Origin of the sequence: Mycolicibacterium alvei, assembly GCF_010727325.1 — a bacterium.
Lineage (GTDB): Bacteria > Actinomycetota > Actinomycetes > Mycobacteriales > Mycobacteriaceae > Mycobacterium > Mycobacterium alvei.
On sequence record NZ_AP022565.1, the window covers coordinates 1116758 to 1133081 of the forward strand.

At 66.4% G+C, this 16324-nt stretch carries 12 protein-coding genes; 4 read left to right on the plus strand and 8 right to left on the minus strand.

The features are described 5' to 3' along the window. The first annotated feature begins 582 nt into the window (after positions 1-582). Positions 583-762, plus strand: a complete 180-nt coding sequence (locus G6N44_RS29395) for a hypothetical protein (RefSeq protein WP_235682950.1) — start codon at positions 583-585, stop codon at positions 760-762. 166 nt (positions 763-928) lie between these two features. Here G6N44_RS29395 and pyrF read toward each other — a convergent pair whose 3' ends face one another. From pyrF to pyrR, 7 genes are read right to left on the minus strand one after another with little or no spacing between them, the layout of a single operon-like run. Next, positions 929-1741, minus strand: coding sequence for an orotidine-5'-phosphate decarboxylase (gene pyrF / locus G6N44_RS05235; protein ID WP_163661751.1), 813 nt, complete (start codon positions 1739-1741; stop codon positions 929-931). A 2-nt stretch (positions 1742-1743) separates the two neighbouring features. After that, the gene (gene carB, locus G6N44_RS05240) at positions 1744-5097 is read right to left on the minus strand and encodes a carbamoyl-phosphate synthase large subunit (protein WP_163661754.1); all 3354 of its coding nucleotides are present in this window, start codon (positions 5095-5097) and stop codon (positions 1744-1746) included. Further along, entirely contained in the window at positions 5098-6243 is a 1146-nt protein-coding gene (gene carA / locus G6N44_RS05245) for a glutamine-hydrolyzing carbamoyl-phosphate synthase small subunit (protein WP_163661756.1), read from the minus strand. It abuts the gene before it with no gap. Further along, the gene (locus G6N44_RS05250) at positions 6240-6740 is read right to left on the minus strand and encodes a PH-like domain-containing protein (RefSeq protein WP_163661758.1); all 501 of its coding nucleotides are present in this window, start codon (positions 6738-6740) and stop codon (positions 6240-6242) included. Before G6N44_RS05250 ends, carA begins: the two co-directional genes overlap by 4 nt. Continuing rightward, positions 6737-8062: a dihydroorotase gene (locus G6N44_RS05255; protein ID WP_163661760.1), complete on the minus strand. Its 1326-nt coding sequence runs from the start codon at positions 8060-8062 to the stop codon at positions 6737-6739. Before G6N44_RS05255 ends, G6N44_RS05250 begins: the two co-directional genes overlap by 4 nt. Continuing rightward, on the minus strand, positions 8059-9015 hold the full coding sequence (locus G6N44_RS05260) for an aspartate carbamoyltransferase catalytic subunit (RefSeq protein WP_163661762.1): 957 nt from the start codon (positions 9013-9015) through the stop codon (positions 8059-8061). Before G6N44_RS05260 ends, G6N44_RS05255 begins: the two co-directional genes overlap by 4 nt. Beyond that, positions 9012-9569 carry a bifunctional pyr operon transcriptional regulator/uracil phosphoribosyltransferase PyrR gene (gene pyrR, locus G6N44_RS05265; RefSeq protein ID WP_163661764.1) on the minus strand — a complete coding sequence of 186 codons (558 nt, stop codon included), beginning with the start codon at positions 9567-9569 and terminating at the stop codon, positions 9012-9014. The genes G6N44_RS05260 and pyrR overlap by 4 nt, the downstream gene beginning before the upstream one ends. Positions 9570-9718: 149 nt before the next feature. Between pyrR and G6N44_RS05270 the strand changes: the two genes are divergently transcribed. The 3 genes from G6N44_RS05270 (at position 9719) to G6N44_RS05280 (ending at position 13612) form a co-directional block, all read left to right on the plus strand. Further along, entirely contained in the window at positions 9719-10921 is a 1203-nt protein-coding gene (locus G6N44_RS05270; protein ID WP_163661765.1) for a serine hydrolase domain-containing protein, read from the plus strand. Between the two features lie 160 nt (positions 10922-11081). Continuing rightward, positions 11082-13316, plus strand: a complete 2235-nt coding sequence (locus G6N44_RS05275) for a hypothetical protein (protein WP_163661766.1) — start codon at positions 11082-11084, stop codon at positions 13314-13316. After that, positions 13313-13612 (plus strand): hypothetical protein, encoded by a 300-nt coding sequence (locus G6N44_RS05280; RefSeq protein WP_163661767.1) that lies wholly within the window; start codon positions 13313-13315, stop codon positions 13610-13612. Before G6N44_RS05275 ends, G6N44_RS05280 begins: the two co-directional genes overlap by 4 nt. A gap of 21 nt (positions 13613-13633) precedes the next feature. Here the strand turns inward: G6N44_RS05280 and G6N44_RS05285 are convergent, their stop codons facing one another. After that, the gene (locus tag G6N44_RS05285) at positions 13634-16324 is read right to left on the minus strand and encodes a fumarate reductase/succinate dehydrogenase flavoprotein subunit (RefSeq protein WP_163669626.1); all 2691 of its coding nucleotides are present in this window, start codon (positions 16322-16324) and stop codon (positions 13634-13636) included.

The window sequence follows — 16324 nt, forward strand, 5'->3', positions numbered from 1 at the left end:
AACCAGCCAGCGACGACGAACCTACCCACGCAGGCCGACTAACGCTAACCCCACCCCCTGGTAACGGCGCTAAAAGCCCAGCGTGTAGTGCGCTCCGACAGCCTGTGAATTTCCGCCGAATCGGCCGCTGGGCATCGCACACGACGCCGCATTGAGCCGGATATTCCTGCATGTCAATGGTTTTCGAGGGACCGACAGCTAACTGCTCGGCTGTCCGACACCGGTTCCGACACCCCCGGCCCTGGTTACCGCCGGGTATTCGAGAAAATTTTCGCTGGTCACGGCGTGTCGGGCGTGTCGGAACCGGCGACACGCACGTCGAGCGGCGTGCGTTTTGCGACATCCGGCTCGCGCCTAATTGCCACCTAACGATTACACAGCGTGGCTAAATAGCCTCCCCTGGTCGGGTTTGCATGACCCCCGAAGGCAAGCTGGACATGAACATCAAGCGTCTGACCTGCGCTTCTGCTATCGCGATCGCGCCGGGAACCACCAGTCTGGCGGCGGGGAGCGGCGTGGCGGCGGCTCAACCGGGACCACCGTGCGGCTTTCGGCAACTGCCAGGGAACGGGCGGCCCGGGTATGCCGGGCCCATGGGACAACCCTCCCCCGACTCCGCCCGACCTGCCCTGGCGTGGAATCGACCAGGGCCGCTTCCATCACCAGCCGTTCAACTACAACCGGCGCTGGGTTTCACCGTTCTTCAACCCACAGTTCAACAATTGGGGTTTCTGGCTGTTCGGTATCTGGATCCCGCTCTGACCGGTTGCACCGCAACAGATCTGAACGGTCGACCGAGTAATCCGATTGGGCTCGACCGCTTCTCGACCCAGCCATCGCTTTCTACACCCGGGTCGCGATAGCGCGGGCGGATACGACCCTGGTGTGGAAGCCGGCGCGGGGACACGACGTAATGGGCGGGACGCCGTCAGACGAGATAGGCGACCTCGTCGCGCAGGCGTTCGGCCGCCGCACGCAGATCGGCCACCGCCGGGCCGGCCCGGAGCACCTCCCGCGAGACCGTGGGCAGCACCAATTCGGCCCCTGCGAACCCGCCCAGCGCATCGGCGCGGCCGCCCTGGGCTCCCACCCCGGGCACCAGCACCGGGCCCCCCAGTGCGCTGAGATCGGGCGGGTCGGTCACCGTCGCCCCGACCACCACACCGACCGACCCGGTGGGTGTGCCTGCGGCTCGATTGACGGAGGCCACATCGTCGACGATGGACTGGGCCACGGTGCGTGACCCGGCCATCGCCCGCTGCACACTCGCCCCCTCCGGATTGGAGGTGGCGGCCAGTACGAACACCCCGCGACCGTGGGCCGCCGCGGTGTCCAGCAGGGGTTGCAACGACCCGAAGCCCAGGTAGGGCGATGCGGTCACCGCATCGGCCGCCAACGGCGAGTCGCCGGCCCAGGCGGTGGCGTAGGCCGCCATGGTCGAGCCGATATCCCCCCGCTTGGCGTCGGCCAGTACCAGCACGCCGGCCTCACGCAGCGCGGCGATGGTGCGTTCCAGTACGGCGAAACCGGCCGAACCGTAGGCCTCGAAGAACGCCACCTGAGGCTTGACGATCGCGAACCCGGTATACGCCGTGACGCAGATGTCGCAGAACGCGGCCAGACCGTCGGCGTCGACGGAGAGATTCCAGGCCCGCAGCAGTTCTGGATGAGGGTCGATGCCGGGGCACAGCGGGCCCCGCTCCGACACCGCTGCGGCCAACAGCTGCCCGAAAGCCTCCATCGCTAGCGGGACTCCAACTCGCTGTGCAGTTCCTGCAGCGACATCACCCCGATGTCGCCGCGGATGCCGGCCTCGATCCCCTGCACCGCGGCCGAGGCTCCCTGCACCGTCGTCACACACGGGATGTTCATCGACACCGCCGCCGAACGAATCTCGTAACCGTCCACGCGCGGCCCCGAGTTTCCGTACGGCGTGTTGATCACCATGTCGACCTGGCCGGCCTTGATCATCTCGACCGAGGACGGCAGCGGGTCGGCGCCCGTGGGCTCCTCAGAGTGCTTGCGCACCTCACCGCAGGGAATACCGTTGCGGCGCAGCATCTCCGCGGTGCCCTCGGTGGCCAGCACCCGGAATCCGAGATCGGCCAGCCGCTTGACCGGGAACACCAGCGAACGCTTGTCGCGGTTGGCCACCGACACGAAGACGGTGCCCGAGGTCGGCAGCGACCCGTAGGCCGCGGTCTGGCTCTTGGCGAACGCGGTACCGAAATCGTGATCGATACCCATCACCTCGCCGGTCGACTTCATCTCCGGTCCCAGCAGCGAGTCGACCTGGCGGCCGTCGGCGCGGCGGAACCGGTGGAACGGCAGCACGGCCTCCTTGACCGCGACCGGCGCATTGCGGGCGACGGTGGCTCCGTCGCCGTCCTTGTTCAACAGGCCCTCGGCCCGCAGCTCGGCGATGGTGGCCCCGAGCATCACCCGGGCGCAGGCCTTGGCCAGCGGCACCGCGGTGGCCTTGGAGACGAACGGCACGGTACGGCTGGCCCGCGGATTGGCTTCCAGCACGTAGAGCACGTCGTCCTTGAGTGCGTACTGGACGTTGAGCAGCCCCACCACCCCGATGCCATGGGCGATGGACTCGGTCGCACGGCGCACCGCTTCGATGTCGCTGCGGCCCAGAGTCACCGGAGGCAGTGCGCACGCCGAGTCGCCGGAGTGGATACCGGCCTCCTCGATGTGCTCCATGATGCCGCCGATGTACACGTCGGTGCCGTCGCACAAGGCGTCGACGTCGATCTCGATCGCGTCCTCGAGGAACCGGTCGACCAGCACCGGGTGTTCCGGGGACAACTGGGTGGCCCGGGCGATGTAGCCCTCCAGGGTGGCCTCGTCGTAGACGATCTCCATACCGCGCCCACCCAGCACATAGGACGGACGCACCAGCACCGGGTAGCCGATGTCGGCCGCGATGCGGCGGGCCTGCTCGAAGCTGGTGGCGGTGCCGAACCGCGGGGCGGGCAGGCCCGCATTGACCAGAACCTCGCCGAACAGCCCACGGTCCTCGGCCAGATCGATCGCGTCGGGCCCGGTGCCCACGATCGGCACCCCGGCGTCCTCCAGCCGCTGCGCCAGGCCCAGCGGCGTCTGGCCGCCGAGCTGCACGATCACCCCGGTGACGCCGGGACCGGTCCCGTCTGCACCCTTACCCGAGGCGTCCTCGGCGTAGTAGACCTCCAGCACGTCCTCGAAGGTGAGCGGCTCGAAGTACAGGCGGTCGGCGGTGTCGTAGTCGGTGGACACCGTCTCGGGGTTGCAGTTGACCATCACGGTCTCGAACCCGACCGCGCTCAGCGTGGTGGCGGCGTGCACACAGCTGTAATCGAATTCGATGCCCTGCCCGATCCGGTTCGGCCCGGAGCCCAGGATCAGCACCTTGGGTTTCTCGGTCTGCGGGGCGACCTCGGTCTCGGCGGCGGGGTCGAGTTCATAGCTGCTGTAGTGGTACGGCGTCTTGGCGTCGAACTCGGCCGCGCAGGTGTCCACGGTCTTGTACACCGGGTGGATACCGAGCCGGCGGCGCAGCGTGCGCACACCCGCTTCACCCGCGAGTTCCGGTCGCAGCGCGGCGATCTGACGGTCCGACAGCCCACTGTGCTTGGCCCGGCGCAGCAGCTCGGCGTCGAGTACCGGCGCCTCGAGCAGCTCGACACGCAGCGCGACCAGACCCGCGATCTGCTCGATGAACCACGGGTCGACGCCGGAGGCCTCGGCCACCTGCTCGACGCCGGCGCCCAGCCGCAGTGCGTGCTCGATGTCGTAGAGCCGGCCGTCGACCGCGGTGCGCAGGCCGGTCAACAGCTGCTCGACCGTGAGATCGGGGTCCGGACCAGTCCAGAACCCGGCCCGGCTGGTCTCCAGCGACCGCATCACCTTGCCCAATGCCTCGATGAAGTTGCGGCCCAACGACATCGCCTCACCGACCGACTTCATCGTGGTGGTCAGCGTGGCATCGGCGCCGGGGAACTTCTCGAATGCGAACCGTGGCGCCTTCACCACGACGTAGTCCAGCGTGGGCTCGAAGCAGGCCGGTGTTTCCTTGGTGATGTCGTTGAGGATCTCGTCGAGCGTGTAGCCGATGGCGAGCTTGGCCGCGATCTTGGCGATCGGGAAACCGGTGGCCTTCGAGGCCAGCGCACTCGACCGCGACACACGCGGGTTCATCTCGATGACGATCAGACGTCCGTCGCGTGGGTCGATCGCGAACTGGATGTTGCAGCCACCGGTGTCGACGCCCACCTCGCGCAGGATCGCGATGCCCAGGTCACGCATCGTCTGGTACTCGCGGTCGGTCAGCGTCATCGCCGGTGCCACGGTCACCGAGTCTCCGGTGTGTACGCCCATCGGGTCGAAATTCTCGATGGAGCAGACCACGACCACGTTGTCGCGGCTGTCGCGCATCAGCTCGAGCTCGAATTCCTTCCAGCCGTAGATGGATTCCTCGATGAGCACGTTCGCCGACGGTGAGGCGGCCAGGCCGTCACCGGCCATCCGCTCGACGTCCTCGGCGGAGTACGCCATGCCGGATCCCAGCCCGCCCATGGTGAAGCTGGGCCGGACCACGACGGGCAGGCCGAGTTCGGCGACGGTGTCGCGGACCTCGTCCATGGTGAAACACACTCGGCTGCGGGCGGATTCACCGCCCACTTTGGCGACGATGTCCTTGAACTTCTGCCGGTCTTCACCGCGCTGGATCGCCTCGAAGTCGGCGCCGATGAGTTCGACCCCGTACTTCTCCAGGATGCCCTGATCGTGGAGGCCGACGGCGGTGTTCAGCGCGGTCTGGCCGCCGAGCGTGGCCAGCACGGCGTCGATCTTGTTGCCGCGCTCGGCCTGTTGCGCCAGCACCTTCTCGACGAACTCCGGGGTGATGGGTTCGACGTAGGTGTGGTCGGCATACTCCGGATCGGTCATGATCGTCGCCGGGTTCGAGTTGATCAGGCTGACCTGGATGCCCTCGGAACGCAGCACCCGGCAGGCCTGGGTGCCCGAGTAGTCGAACTCGCAGGCCTGGCCGATGACGATCGGGCCGGAGCCGATCACCAATACGTGGTTGAGGTCAGAGCGACGTGGCATCTACTTCTCTCCTGCCATCAGGTCGACGAACTGGTCGAACAGGTATTCCGCGTCATGTGGCCCGGCTGCGGCTTCCGGGTGGTATTGGACCGAGAACGCCCGGCCATCGACCAACCGGATCCCTTCCACCACACCGTCGTTGGCGCAGGTGTGGCTGACCTCGGCTGAGCCGAAGGGGGTGTCGAACCTCTCCCCCGCTTCGCCTTCTAAGGCGAACCCGTGGTTCTGGGCGGTGATCGCCACCCGCCCGGTGATGTGATCGATGACCGGGATGTTGATGCCGCGGTGGCCGAACACCATCTTGTAGGTGGACCGACCCAGTGCGCGGCCCAGGATCTGGTTGCCGAAGCAGATGCCGAACAACGGGATTCCGGCGCCGAGGACCTCACGGGTCACCGCGACGATCTGGTCAGCGGTGGCCGGATCGCCGGGGCCGTTGGACAGGAACACCCCGTCCGGCTTGAGGTCGGCGATCTGATCGAAGGTCGCCGACGACGGCAGCACGTGGCTGCGGATTCCGCGCCGGGCGAAGTTGCGCGGCGTGTTGGTCTTGATACCCAGATCGATCGCCGCGACGGTGAACCGGTGCCCACCTTCGGGTTCCACGATGTAGGAGCTCTCAGTACTGACCTGTCCGGCCAGATCCGCGCCGAGCATCGAGGGCTGGTCGAGAACCCGGGCCACCAGCGCGTCGACTGACGCCGCAGCCGCCTCTCCGGAGAACACCCCGGCCTTCATCGACCCGCGGGTGCGCAGGTGGCGCACCACCGCTCGGGTGTCGATCCCCGCGATGCCCACGATGCCCTGCCGGACCAACTCGTCGTCGAGTGTCCCACTGGCACGCCAGTTGGATGCCCGCGGCGAGGGGTCACGCACGGCATAACCGGCCACCCAGATCTTGTCGTCGCGGCTTTCGCCGTCCTCGGTGTTCCAGCCCGTGTTGCCGATCTGCGGCGCGGTGGCCACCACGATCTGGCCGTGGTAGCTGGGGTCGGTGAGGGTTTCCTGATAGCCCGACATTCCGGTGGAGAACACCGCCTCGCCGAGGGTCTGCCCGACCGCTCCGAATGTCGTACCGGTGAAGACGCGTCCGTCCTCGAGTACCAGGACCGCCTTGCCGTTGTGGTTGTCTGCGTTGCTCGTCATGCCTCTTCCTCCAGCCAGCGGTCGTACTCTGCGCGATTGTCTGCGCGGAACCCGGTGTCGATCTCGGTGCCCGAGGGCAGCCGCCACCTGATCGCCAGAATCCCGTCGTAAGTCAGTGCCTTGCCTGCGATTCCGCGTTCGGTCCTGATCGCGGTAACAGACTCGGCGGGAATCCAGACCGGACCGGCCCCGCTGCGCTGCAACATGATTCCCTCGGGGTAGCGGGTCAGCACGGCCTTGGCGCGGAAGCCCAGGGTGCCCGCCGCCACCTTGTCGTTCCAGTGCGGCACCACCGTGCTGCCGACGTACATGCCCTTCATGGGCGGGATGATCGATGCGCTGACGGTGTCGGGCAGGGGCGGCAGGGTGCCGATCAGTTCGGCCTGGCGCTGTGCGCGATGCAGCCAGCCGCGCATCATCTGGCGGATCAGGAAGGCGATCAGCACGGCCAGCAGCGCGGCCAGGATCAGCGAGGCGATCAGCGTGGGGGTGTTCACAGCTTGGATCCCGACTTGCCGTACAGCGCGGTGATCTTGCCGCGCAGCAGGGTGGCGGTCACCGTCGCCGGCAGCGTCATCGATTCGAAGGGCGTGTTGTCCGACCTGCTGGCCAGCCCGTCACCTTCGACCGTCCAGCTTGCGTCGGGATCGACCACAGTGAGGTTGGCCGGCTCCCCCACTTCCAGCGGCCGGCCCTGATCGGGCAGGCCGACGATCGCCGCCGGAGCCTCGCTCATCACCTTCGCCACGCCGCGCCAGGTCAGCAGGCCGGGCCGCACCATGGTCTCGGCCACCACCGACAGTGCGGTCTGCAAGCCGAGCATGCCCGGGCGGGCGACCGAGAACTCACAGCACTTCTCGTGCTCGGCGTGCGGCGCGTGATCGGTGGCGACACAGTCGATCACCCCGTCGGCCAACGCCTGACGCAAGGCCTCGGCATCGCTGGACTCCCGCAGCGGCGGGTTGACCCGGTTACGACCGTCGTAGCTGGCCAGCCGGCTGTCATCGAGCAACAGGTGGTGCGGGGTCACCTCGGCGGTGATCGAAATACCCTGCGCTTTGGCCCATTTCAGCAATTCCACGGTGCCCGCGGTGGACGCGTGGCAGATGTGCACCCGGGCACCTGCATCGCGGGCCAGGATCGCGTCGCGGGCTACGATCGATTCCTCGGCCGCCCGGGGCCAGCCCGCCAGGCCCAGCCGGGCGGCGTTGGGCCCTTCATGGGCAACCGCACCGACGGTCAACCGCGGCTCTTCGGCGTGCTGGGCGATGAGCACCCCGAGGCCGGTGGCGTATTCCAGCGCCCGCCGCATCACCAGCGGATCATCGACACACAGCCCGTCGTCGGAGAACATCCGTACCTGGCCGACACCGTCGGACATCAGGCCCATCTCGGTGAGTTGCTTACCTTCGAGGCCGACCGTGACCGCACCGACCGGGTGCACGTCGACCAAGCCCACCTGCTGGCCGCGGTTCCAGACGTGGTCGGTGACGACGGCGGAATCGGCGACCGGATCGGTGTTGGCCATGGCGAACACCGCGGTGTAGCCACCGAGAGCCGCTGCAGCCGAGCCGGTTTCGATGTCCTCGGCGTACTCGCGGCCCGGCTCGCGCAGATGGGTGTGCAGGTCGACGAGGCCCGGCAGCAGCACCTGACCTGCGGCATCGATCACCTCGGCGCTCTTGGGAGCCTTGAGCGCGGAACCGATCTCGGCGATCTGGCCATCGGCGATCAGTACGTCGAGTTGGTCCCCCTCGCCGTAGAGCCGGACCCCGCGGATGAGCACCGGCGGATTCGAGTCTGCGATGTGTTTCGTCATACGCTGATCGCCTCCCGATCCGCGCCCACCAGAAGATGGAACAGCACCGCCATCCGCACGTGGACACCATTTGAAACCTGTTGCAGAACAGCTGATTGCGAAGAATCAGCGACCGGGAACGCGATCTCCATGCCGCGCAGCATCGGGCCCGGGTGCAGCACCACGGCGTGGCCGGGCAGCATGGCCTGACGCTTCTCGGACAACCCGTAGCGCACCGAGTATTCACGGGCCGAAGGGAAGAAGGCACCGTTCATCCGCTCGGCCTGCACACGCAGCATCAACACCGCATCGGCCGCGGGCAACTCCGCATCCAGGTCGTGCGACACCGTGACCGGCCACCCGGACACCCCTACCGGCAGCAGCGTCGGCGGCGCCACCAGCACCACCTCGGCACCAAGGGTGGCCAGCAGCAACACATTCGACCTGGCCACGCGGCTGTGCAGCACGTCGCCGACGATCACCACACGCTTGCCCTCGATGGAGCCCAGCCGCTGCCGGATGGTCAAGGCATCGAGCAGGGCCTGGGTCGGATGCTCATGAGTGCCGTCACCGGCGTTGATCACGGTGGGACCCGAGCCCCCGTCCTCGGCGGTCCACTCGGCGAGCTGTTGCGCGGCGCCCGAAGCTGGGTGGCGGATGATGAGGGCGTCGGCACCGGCGGCGCGCAGGGTCAGCGCGGTATCGCGCAGCGATTCCCCTTTGGCCACCGAGGATCCCGACGCGCTGACGTTGATCACGTCGGCGCTCATCCACTTGCCCGCCACCTCGAACGACACCCGGGTCCGGGTCGAGTTCTCATAGAACATGGTGATGACGGTGCGGCCGCGCAGCGTGGGCAGCTTCTTGACCTCACGGCCGAGCAGCGCCTCCCGGAAACGGTCGGCGTCGTCGAGGATCGCCGTCGCGTCCTCACGGCTGAGGTCCGCCGCCGACAGAAGATGACGCGTCGTCATTTCGAGATCACCACCCCATCACGGTCGTCGTCCTCGGCCAGCAGCACATGGACACTCTCGCTTCGCGAGGTCGGCACGTTCTTGCCGACGTAATCGGCGCGGACCGGCAGTTCCCGGTGACCGCGGTCGACCAGCACCGCGAGTTGCACCACCCGTGGGCGGCCGATGTCACGAAGCGCATCCAGCGCCGAGCGCACCGAACGCCCGGAGTACAAGACGTCGTCGACGAGGATCACCACTGCGTCGTCGATGCCGCCGGGCGGGATCGAGGTGGTCTCCAGTGGTCGCGGAGGCTTGAAGTTGAGGTCATCGCGGTAGAGCGTGATGTCCAGGGCGCCGACCGGCAGGGCGATGTCGGCGAACTCGTTGATCTTTTCCGCCAGGCGGGTGGCTAGGGTCACACCGCGCGTGGGGATGCCCAGGAGGACGACCCGCTGACGTTCGGCGGGATCGTCGAGAGCGGTCTTCTCGATGATCTGGTGAGCGATCCGGGAAATGGTGCGGCCGACGTCCGACGCAGACAGCAATTCCCGGTCGGTCCCTGAAGAGCCCATGAGGTGACCCTGACCTCCTTCTCCGCCTCTCTGGACGGATCGTTAAAGGACGTCGAACTGCGAAGCAGCTTAGCAGGCCGACAAGGTCCGGCCCGATGCGGTCACGGTGAGCCACCGGGAGCGGGCGGTCGCCCGCTAACCTGGCGCGGGTGAACCTCGACGGCAATCAATCGTCCATCCGTGAGGCCATCGACGCCGGCCTGCTTGCCGGAGCGGTGACCCTCGTGTGGCAGGCGGGCCGCATCCTCCAGGTCAATGCCCTGGGCCACCGCGACGTCGATGCAGGGCTGCCGATGCAGCGCGACACCATCTTCCGGATCGCCTCCATGACGAAGCCCGTCACAGTGGCCGCGGCGATGAGTTTGGCGGAGGAGGGCAAGTTCACGCTGAACGAACCGGTGACGAAATGGCTGCCGGAACTGGCCGACATGCGTGTGTTGCGCGAGGCCCGCGGCCCGTTGGACCGCACCGAGCCCGCGCGGCGGCCCATCACATTCGATGACCTGATGACCCATCGCAGCGGCCTGGCCTATGTGTTCTCAGTCCTGGGCCCGCTGGCATCGGCTTACGGCAGGCTGTCGCTGCGCCAGGATCAGGACCGCTGGCTCGGCGAGGTGGCCACACTGCCGTTGGCCCATCAGCCGGATGAACGCCTCACCTACAGCCACTCCACCGATGTCCTGGGGATCGCGTTGTCCCGGATCGAGGGCAAGCCGCTGGCCCAGGTGCTGTCCGAACGGATCTTCGCGCCACTGGGCATGGTCGACACCGGGTTCTCGGTCGATGCGGCCGGCCGGCGACGGGCGGCGACGATGTACCAACTCACCGCCGACAACGCCTTGACCCACGATGTGATGGGACCGGCGCCGATCACCGATCCCCCGTTCTGCACGGGCGGGGCAGGGTTGTTCTCCACCGCCGACGACTACCTGAAATTCGCCAGGATGTTGCTGGCCGGCGGCACGCTCGACGGGGTGCGCGTGCTGTCCGAGGAGTCGGTACGGATGATGCGTACCGACCGACTCACCGCCGAACAGAAGCAGCACCCGTTCCTCGGGGCACCGTTCTGGGTCGGCCGGGGCTTCGGCCTGAACCTGTCGGTGGTGACCGACGCGGCGAAGTCACGTCAGTTGTTCGGCCCCGGCGGATTGGGCACTTTCAGTTGGCCCGGCGCCTACGGCACCTGGTGGCAGGCCGACCCGTCGGCGGATCTCATCCTCATCTATCTGATCCAGAACCATCCGAATCTCTCGGTGGATGCGGCCGCCATCAGCGGCAACACCTCGACCGCGAAACTTCAGATGGCACAACCCCGATTCGTCCGGCGCACGTATCAGGCTCTGGAACTCTGAACCCTCTACCCGGTCGTTAGCAGCGTTAACGACAAACTTGGCGGGGCCATGTTGCGAAATTGAAGTAGTGCGGTACGCGCGTCAACTCTGAGTCAGCGCTGGAACGCTGAGTATCTGTCGATCCATGAGCGATCTGGCGCGAGTTGAAAGGGCCGTAGACATGACTGATATCGAGATTCCGGCGTATCGCAGCCGCGACAATATCGACCTTGCGGACAGCGATCTCACCGAAGGCTTTGATGAACTCGAAGCCCCGGTGATTCCTATTCCGCCGTGGCTCATCCCGGCGGCAAGCGGGCTCTACACATGGCGACTCGTGGATATCCTGAACGGAAACGGTCGAGACGCCACGCTTTCTCCGGTCCTGTTGCGGCGCGAGGAATTACGTCTTGATGTCGATCGACAGTACCCGCAGATGACCGCGAGTGGGACCTCGTTCGCCGTGACCGAGCGCTACCACTGGGTCGCTTCGCTGGCCAAGATCGGAGCCAACCATTGGGCTGGTCCGATCTGGTTCAAGGATGGCAATGCCGCAGCCTTCGGATACACCAATATCGATGTCACCGTTGTGAAGAGCCCCTTTGTCGATCAGCGGTCGGCAAAGGTGACCTTCAGTGGCGGCGGACAGCGAGCCTTCACCCGGATCTATCGCTGGACATCGTCAGCGTTTCATCCGGTCGAATTCGAGTTCGACCACACGCCGGACGCCAACCCGGTGTATGCCATTGATACCCATGCGCACCCCAACCGGCCGGCGTCGTTGCCAGCGGAGAATTTGTCGATCGAGGATGTGTTCGGCCGCGCGGGATTCAAGGTGACGAAGTCAAGCGGCGACAGTGTCGTTCCCATCGGTGGCTCCGGCGCCAACGGAACGTGGAGCGATGCCGAGATGCACGATGCCATGCAGACCTACTGGTCGCGTTTCAAGAATGCGCCGCAATGGTCGATGTGGACCTTCTGGGCAGCGCTGCATGACCAGGGAACGTCGTTGGGCGGAATCATGTTCGACGACATCGGCCCCAACCACCGCCAAGGCACGGCAATCTTCACCGAAGCCTTCATCAAGGATCCGCCCGCAGGTGACGCGGCTCCCGGTGCCTGGGTGGCACGTATGCGGTTCTGGACTGCAGTGCACGAGATGGGTCACGCTTTCAACTTGGCCCATTCTTGGCAGAAGGCGCTTGGTACACCGTGGCTTCCGCTTTCCAATGAGCCTGAGGCGCGTTCATTCATGAATTACCCCTACAACGTCCAGGGGGGTCAGGGAGCGTTCTTTGCCGACTTCCCCTTCCGTTTCAGCGATCCCGAGTTGCTGTTCATGCGCCACGCGCCCTCTCGCTTCGTACAGATGGGGAACGCCGAATGGTTCGACCACCACGGTTTCGAGCAAGCCGAGCTTGATGGCCAGTCGACGTATCGCGTCGAGGTCCGGGTCAATCGAGATAGGCCGGTATTCGAGTTTCTTGAGCCCGTCATACTCGAAGTCAAACTTACGAATACCGGCAGCCAGCCCAAGCTTCTACCCTCGACTGTTGTCGACCCGCAGGAAGTGCTGGTAATCCTCAAACAGAAGGGTAAGCCGGCGCGCCAATGGATGCCGTACTCGCGACAGTGCCGCGAACTCGACATGACTGTGCTGCAACCGGGTGAATCGATCTACCAAGCGCTACCGGTTTTCGCCGGGCTGAACGGTTGGGACATTTCTGATCCCGGGGTCTATCAGATTCAGGTTGCGGTCGACGTTGGTGGTTCGGTGGTCACGAGCAGCCCGCTGCAGCTGAGAATCGCACCACCCCGAAGCTGGGACGAGGAAGACGTTGCCCAGGAGTTCTTCTCCGAGGAGGTGGGCCGCACACTGTCGTTCACCGGTACAGCGGTCCTGGCCTCAGCGAACGAAGTGCTGCGGGACACCGTCGAGCGGTTACCTCAAACCCGGGCAGCGATCCATGCCGCGGCGGCTCTCGCGGCCCCACTCGCAAAGGACTACAAGATGCTCGTGATACCAGAGGCGTCGCCGATGGCGGCGAATCGTGTGGCTGAGGCGGGCGGCATCGTCGAGCAGCGGCCCGCTCGCGTCGACGCTGCGGTGAAGTTGGTCGGAGATAGCGTGACGACGCAAGAAGCTGCAGAAACCTTTGGTCACATCACCTTCCGCCGCAACGTGGAGGCGATCAACCAGGCTCTGGCCACCAGTGGTGCAGTCCAGCCCGCTGCGGCAATGCAGCAGTCATTGGGCGACATCCTCGGACAACGTGGCGTTTTACCTTCCGTGGTCGAGGCAGTTGATGACAAAGCCAGGGCGCTCGCTGCCGCGGCGTCGACGGGGTCCGGGAAGAACCGGCGAACCAACGGCGGCAACGGGGACCTGCGGGTGCAGAAACGTCGGAACTCGTGAAGCTGCACATCGAACTGCAGGAGGGATGGGGCGGCGATCTCGTCGAGGTCAGCGTCGGCGGCAAGCGAGCATACGACGGCCGCCCCACAACCCGAATGCAGACGGGCTATGCCGCCGGCGTCGAAGTTGATCTACCCGACCCGGAAGAATCGGTGACCGTCGAGGTCCGCCTTCCTGATCGCGGCATCATCACCCGCCACGAGGTGAGCATCAGACACGAGACCTGGATCGGCCTCAATCTCGAGGGCGATGAGGTGCGGGTACGCGAACAGCCTGAACAGTTCGGATACGTCTGATCTTGTGGGTGAGTGCCACGCTCAACCGGTCAACGCCTGACGCGCGTAGGCGCGCACGTCGGCATCACTGTCGTCCAATGCCGCGGTGAGCGCCCGGCGGGCCGTCGACTCCGATCCCGCCCACCGGCTCAGGCTCAGCACTGCGGCCTTGCGGACGTCGAGATGCTGATCTTCGAGCGCGCGTGACAGGGTCGGAACGGCCAACTCGGATCGGGCCCCGGCCAACGCGCGTGCCGCACCCTGGCGGATCTGCCAGGCCGACTCGGTGAACGCCTTCTCGACGCTGACCACGTCGCCGTCGGTGCAACCGACCGCGCCGAGGGCGGCCAGTGCCGTCGCCCGCACCAGCGGGTCGGGATCATCGAGTGCCACGCGCACCGCATCGGCGCCGGCCCGCAGCGTCGCCAGGCCGCCCACCGCGGCGATCCGCACTTCCCGGTTGCCGTCGGTCGTGGCGGCCGCCACGCCGGCGTGATCGTCGACCGACACCAGGGCGCGCACCGCTTCGATCCGGACTCGGTGATCGGCGTCGGTCGAGGCGACCCGGTACGCGTGGGCGCTGCCGACGCGCCGGGAACTCAGCAGGTACACCGTCACGGCACGGACCACCGGGTCCGCGGAGGCCAACCGGTCGACCAACGTGCCCGGATCCGGCAGGACCTCGACGAGTTCGCGGACGGAGTCAGCGGTCTCGCGGCGCACCTCGGCGTCGTCGTCGGCCAGGGCGGCCACCAGGGCGGGCTGGTATCCGTCGGGCAGATGCTCGACGAGGGTGGCGACCGCGGTACGGCGCACGCCCGCGTCCGGATCGGTCAGGTAGGTGCTCAGATCCTCCAATGTGGGCTCCTCCAGTGCCAGTACCGCGGCGATGCGTGGTGACGGCGGCTGCGCGGATGAGGCTGGGCGGACCCGGGAATTCTCGGCCGCCGGAGCCCGGCCGCCGTGGAGGTGGGGTTGTTCGACAGTGGTCACCGGGTCCTGCGAAGTCAGATGGTTCAACTCGGGAACCGCGACGAAATACGGTGCCACGGGCCGCTTCACGAACTTCATGGCGCCGTCGGCGTCCTTGTACAGGTTGAGGTGGTAGCGCCACTCCGTGTCGTCGCGCTGGGGCAGATCGGCCCGCTCATGGTAGAGGCCCCAGCGTGATTCGGTCCGGGTCAACGAGGATCGGGCCGCCATCTCCGCGCAATCACGGATGAAGGACACCTCAGCGGCACGCATCAACTCGTGCGGGGTACGGGCTCCGATACCCTCGACCTCGGCTGTCATGCGCTCGAAGGTCTGCACCGCGATCGACAACTTGGTCGCGGTCTTCGGTGGGGCCACATAGTCGTTCACGAATCGGCGGAGCTTGAACTCGACCTGCGGTTGCGGCGGGCCGTCCGGGTGCCGCAGCGGGCGGTAGATCAGCTCGTGCGCCTGCGCCACCTGATCGGCCGGAAGACTTTCGGGTGCAGCCACTTCCGACAGCGTCGAGGCCGCGTGCTCACCGGCGAGATCACCGTAGACGAAGGCACCGATCATGTAGTTGTGCGGAACGCACGCCAGGTCGCCCGCCGCATACAGGCCCGGCACCGTCGTCCGGGCATGCTCATCCACCCACACACCCGAGGCGGAATGCCCTGAGCACAAGCCGATCTCGGAGATGTGCATCTCGATATCGTGGGTCCGATAGTCATGCCCGCGATTGGCGTGGAAGGTTCCGCGGGTAGGCCGTTCGGTGGTGTGCAGGATGTTCTCCAGCGTGGCCAGCGTCTCGTCGGGCAGATGGCTGACCTTGAGGTAGATCGGTCCGCGCGCCGATTCGATCTCTTCCTTCACCTCGGCCATCATCTGCCCCGACCAGTAGTCGGAATCGACGAACCGCTCCCCCAGCGCATTCACCTGATAGCCGCCGAACGGGTTGGCCACGTAGGCGCAGGCCGGGCCGTTGTAGTCTTTGATCAGCGGATTGACCTGGAAGCACTCGATTCCGGAGAGTTCGGCGCCGGCGTGGTAGGCCATGGCGTACCCGTCACCGGCGTTGGTCGGGTTCTCGTACGTGCCGTACAGATACCCCGACGCGGGCAGCCCGAGGCGCCCGCACGCCCCGGTCGACAGGATTACTGCTTTGGCCGCGACGGTGACGAATTCTCCCGTGCGGGTATTGAATGCGGCCGCACCGACCGCCCTGCCCGCTTCGGTGAGCACACGGACCGGCATGAGCCGGTTCTCGATGCGGATCTTCTCTCGCATCGACCGCTGCCGCAGCACCCGGTACAGCGCCTTCTTGACGTCCTTCCCCTCGGGCATCGGCAGCACGTAGGAACCGGACCTGTGCACCCGCCGCACCGCGTACTCCCCGTGCTCGTCCTTCTCGAACTTGACCCCGTACCGCTCCAGCCGCTGCACCATGGCGAATCCACGGGTGGCGGTTTGATAGACCGTGCGCTGGTTGACGATTCCGTCGTTGGCGCGGGTGATCTCGGCGACGTAGTCCTCGGGCTCGGCCTTGCCGGGGATGACGGCGTTGTTGACGCCGTCCATCCCCATCGCCAAGGCACCGGAGTGCCGTACGTGGGCCTTCTCCAGCAGCAGCACCTGGGCACCGTTCTCGGCAGCGGTGAGTGCGGCCATGGTGCCCGCGGTCCCGCCGCCGATCACCAGCACGTCGCAGTCGATCCGGACCGCATCGTCTACAGCGGGGATCTCGGTGGGGATCTCGGTCAT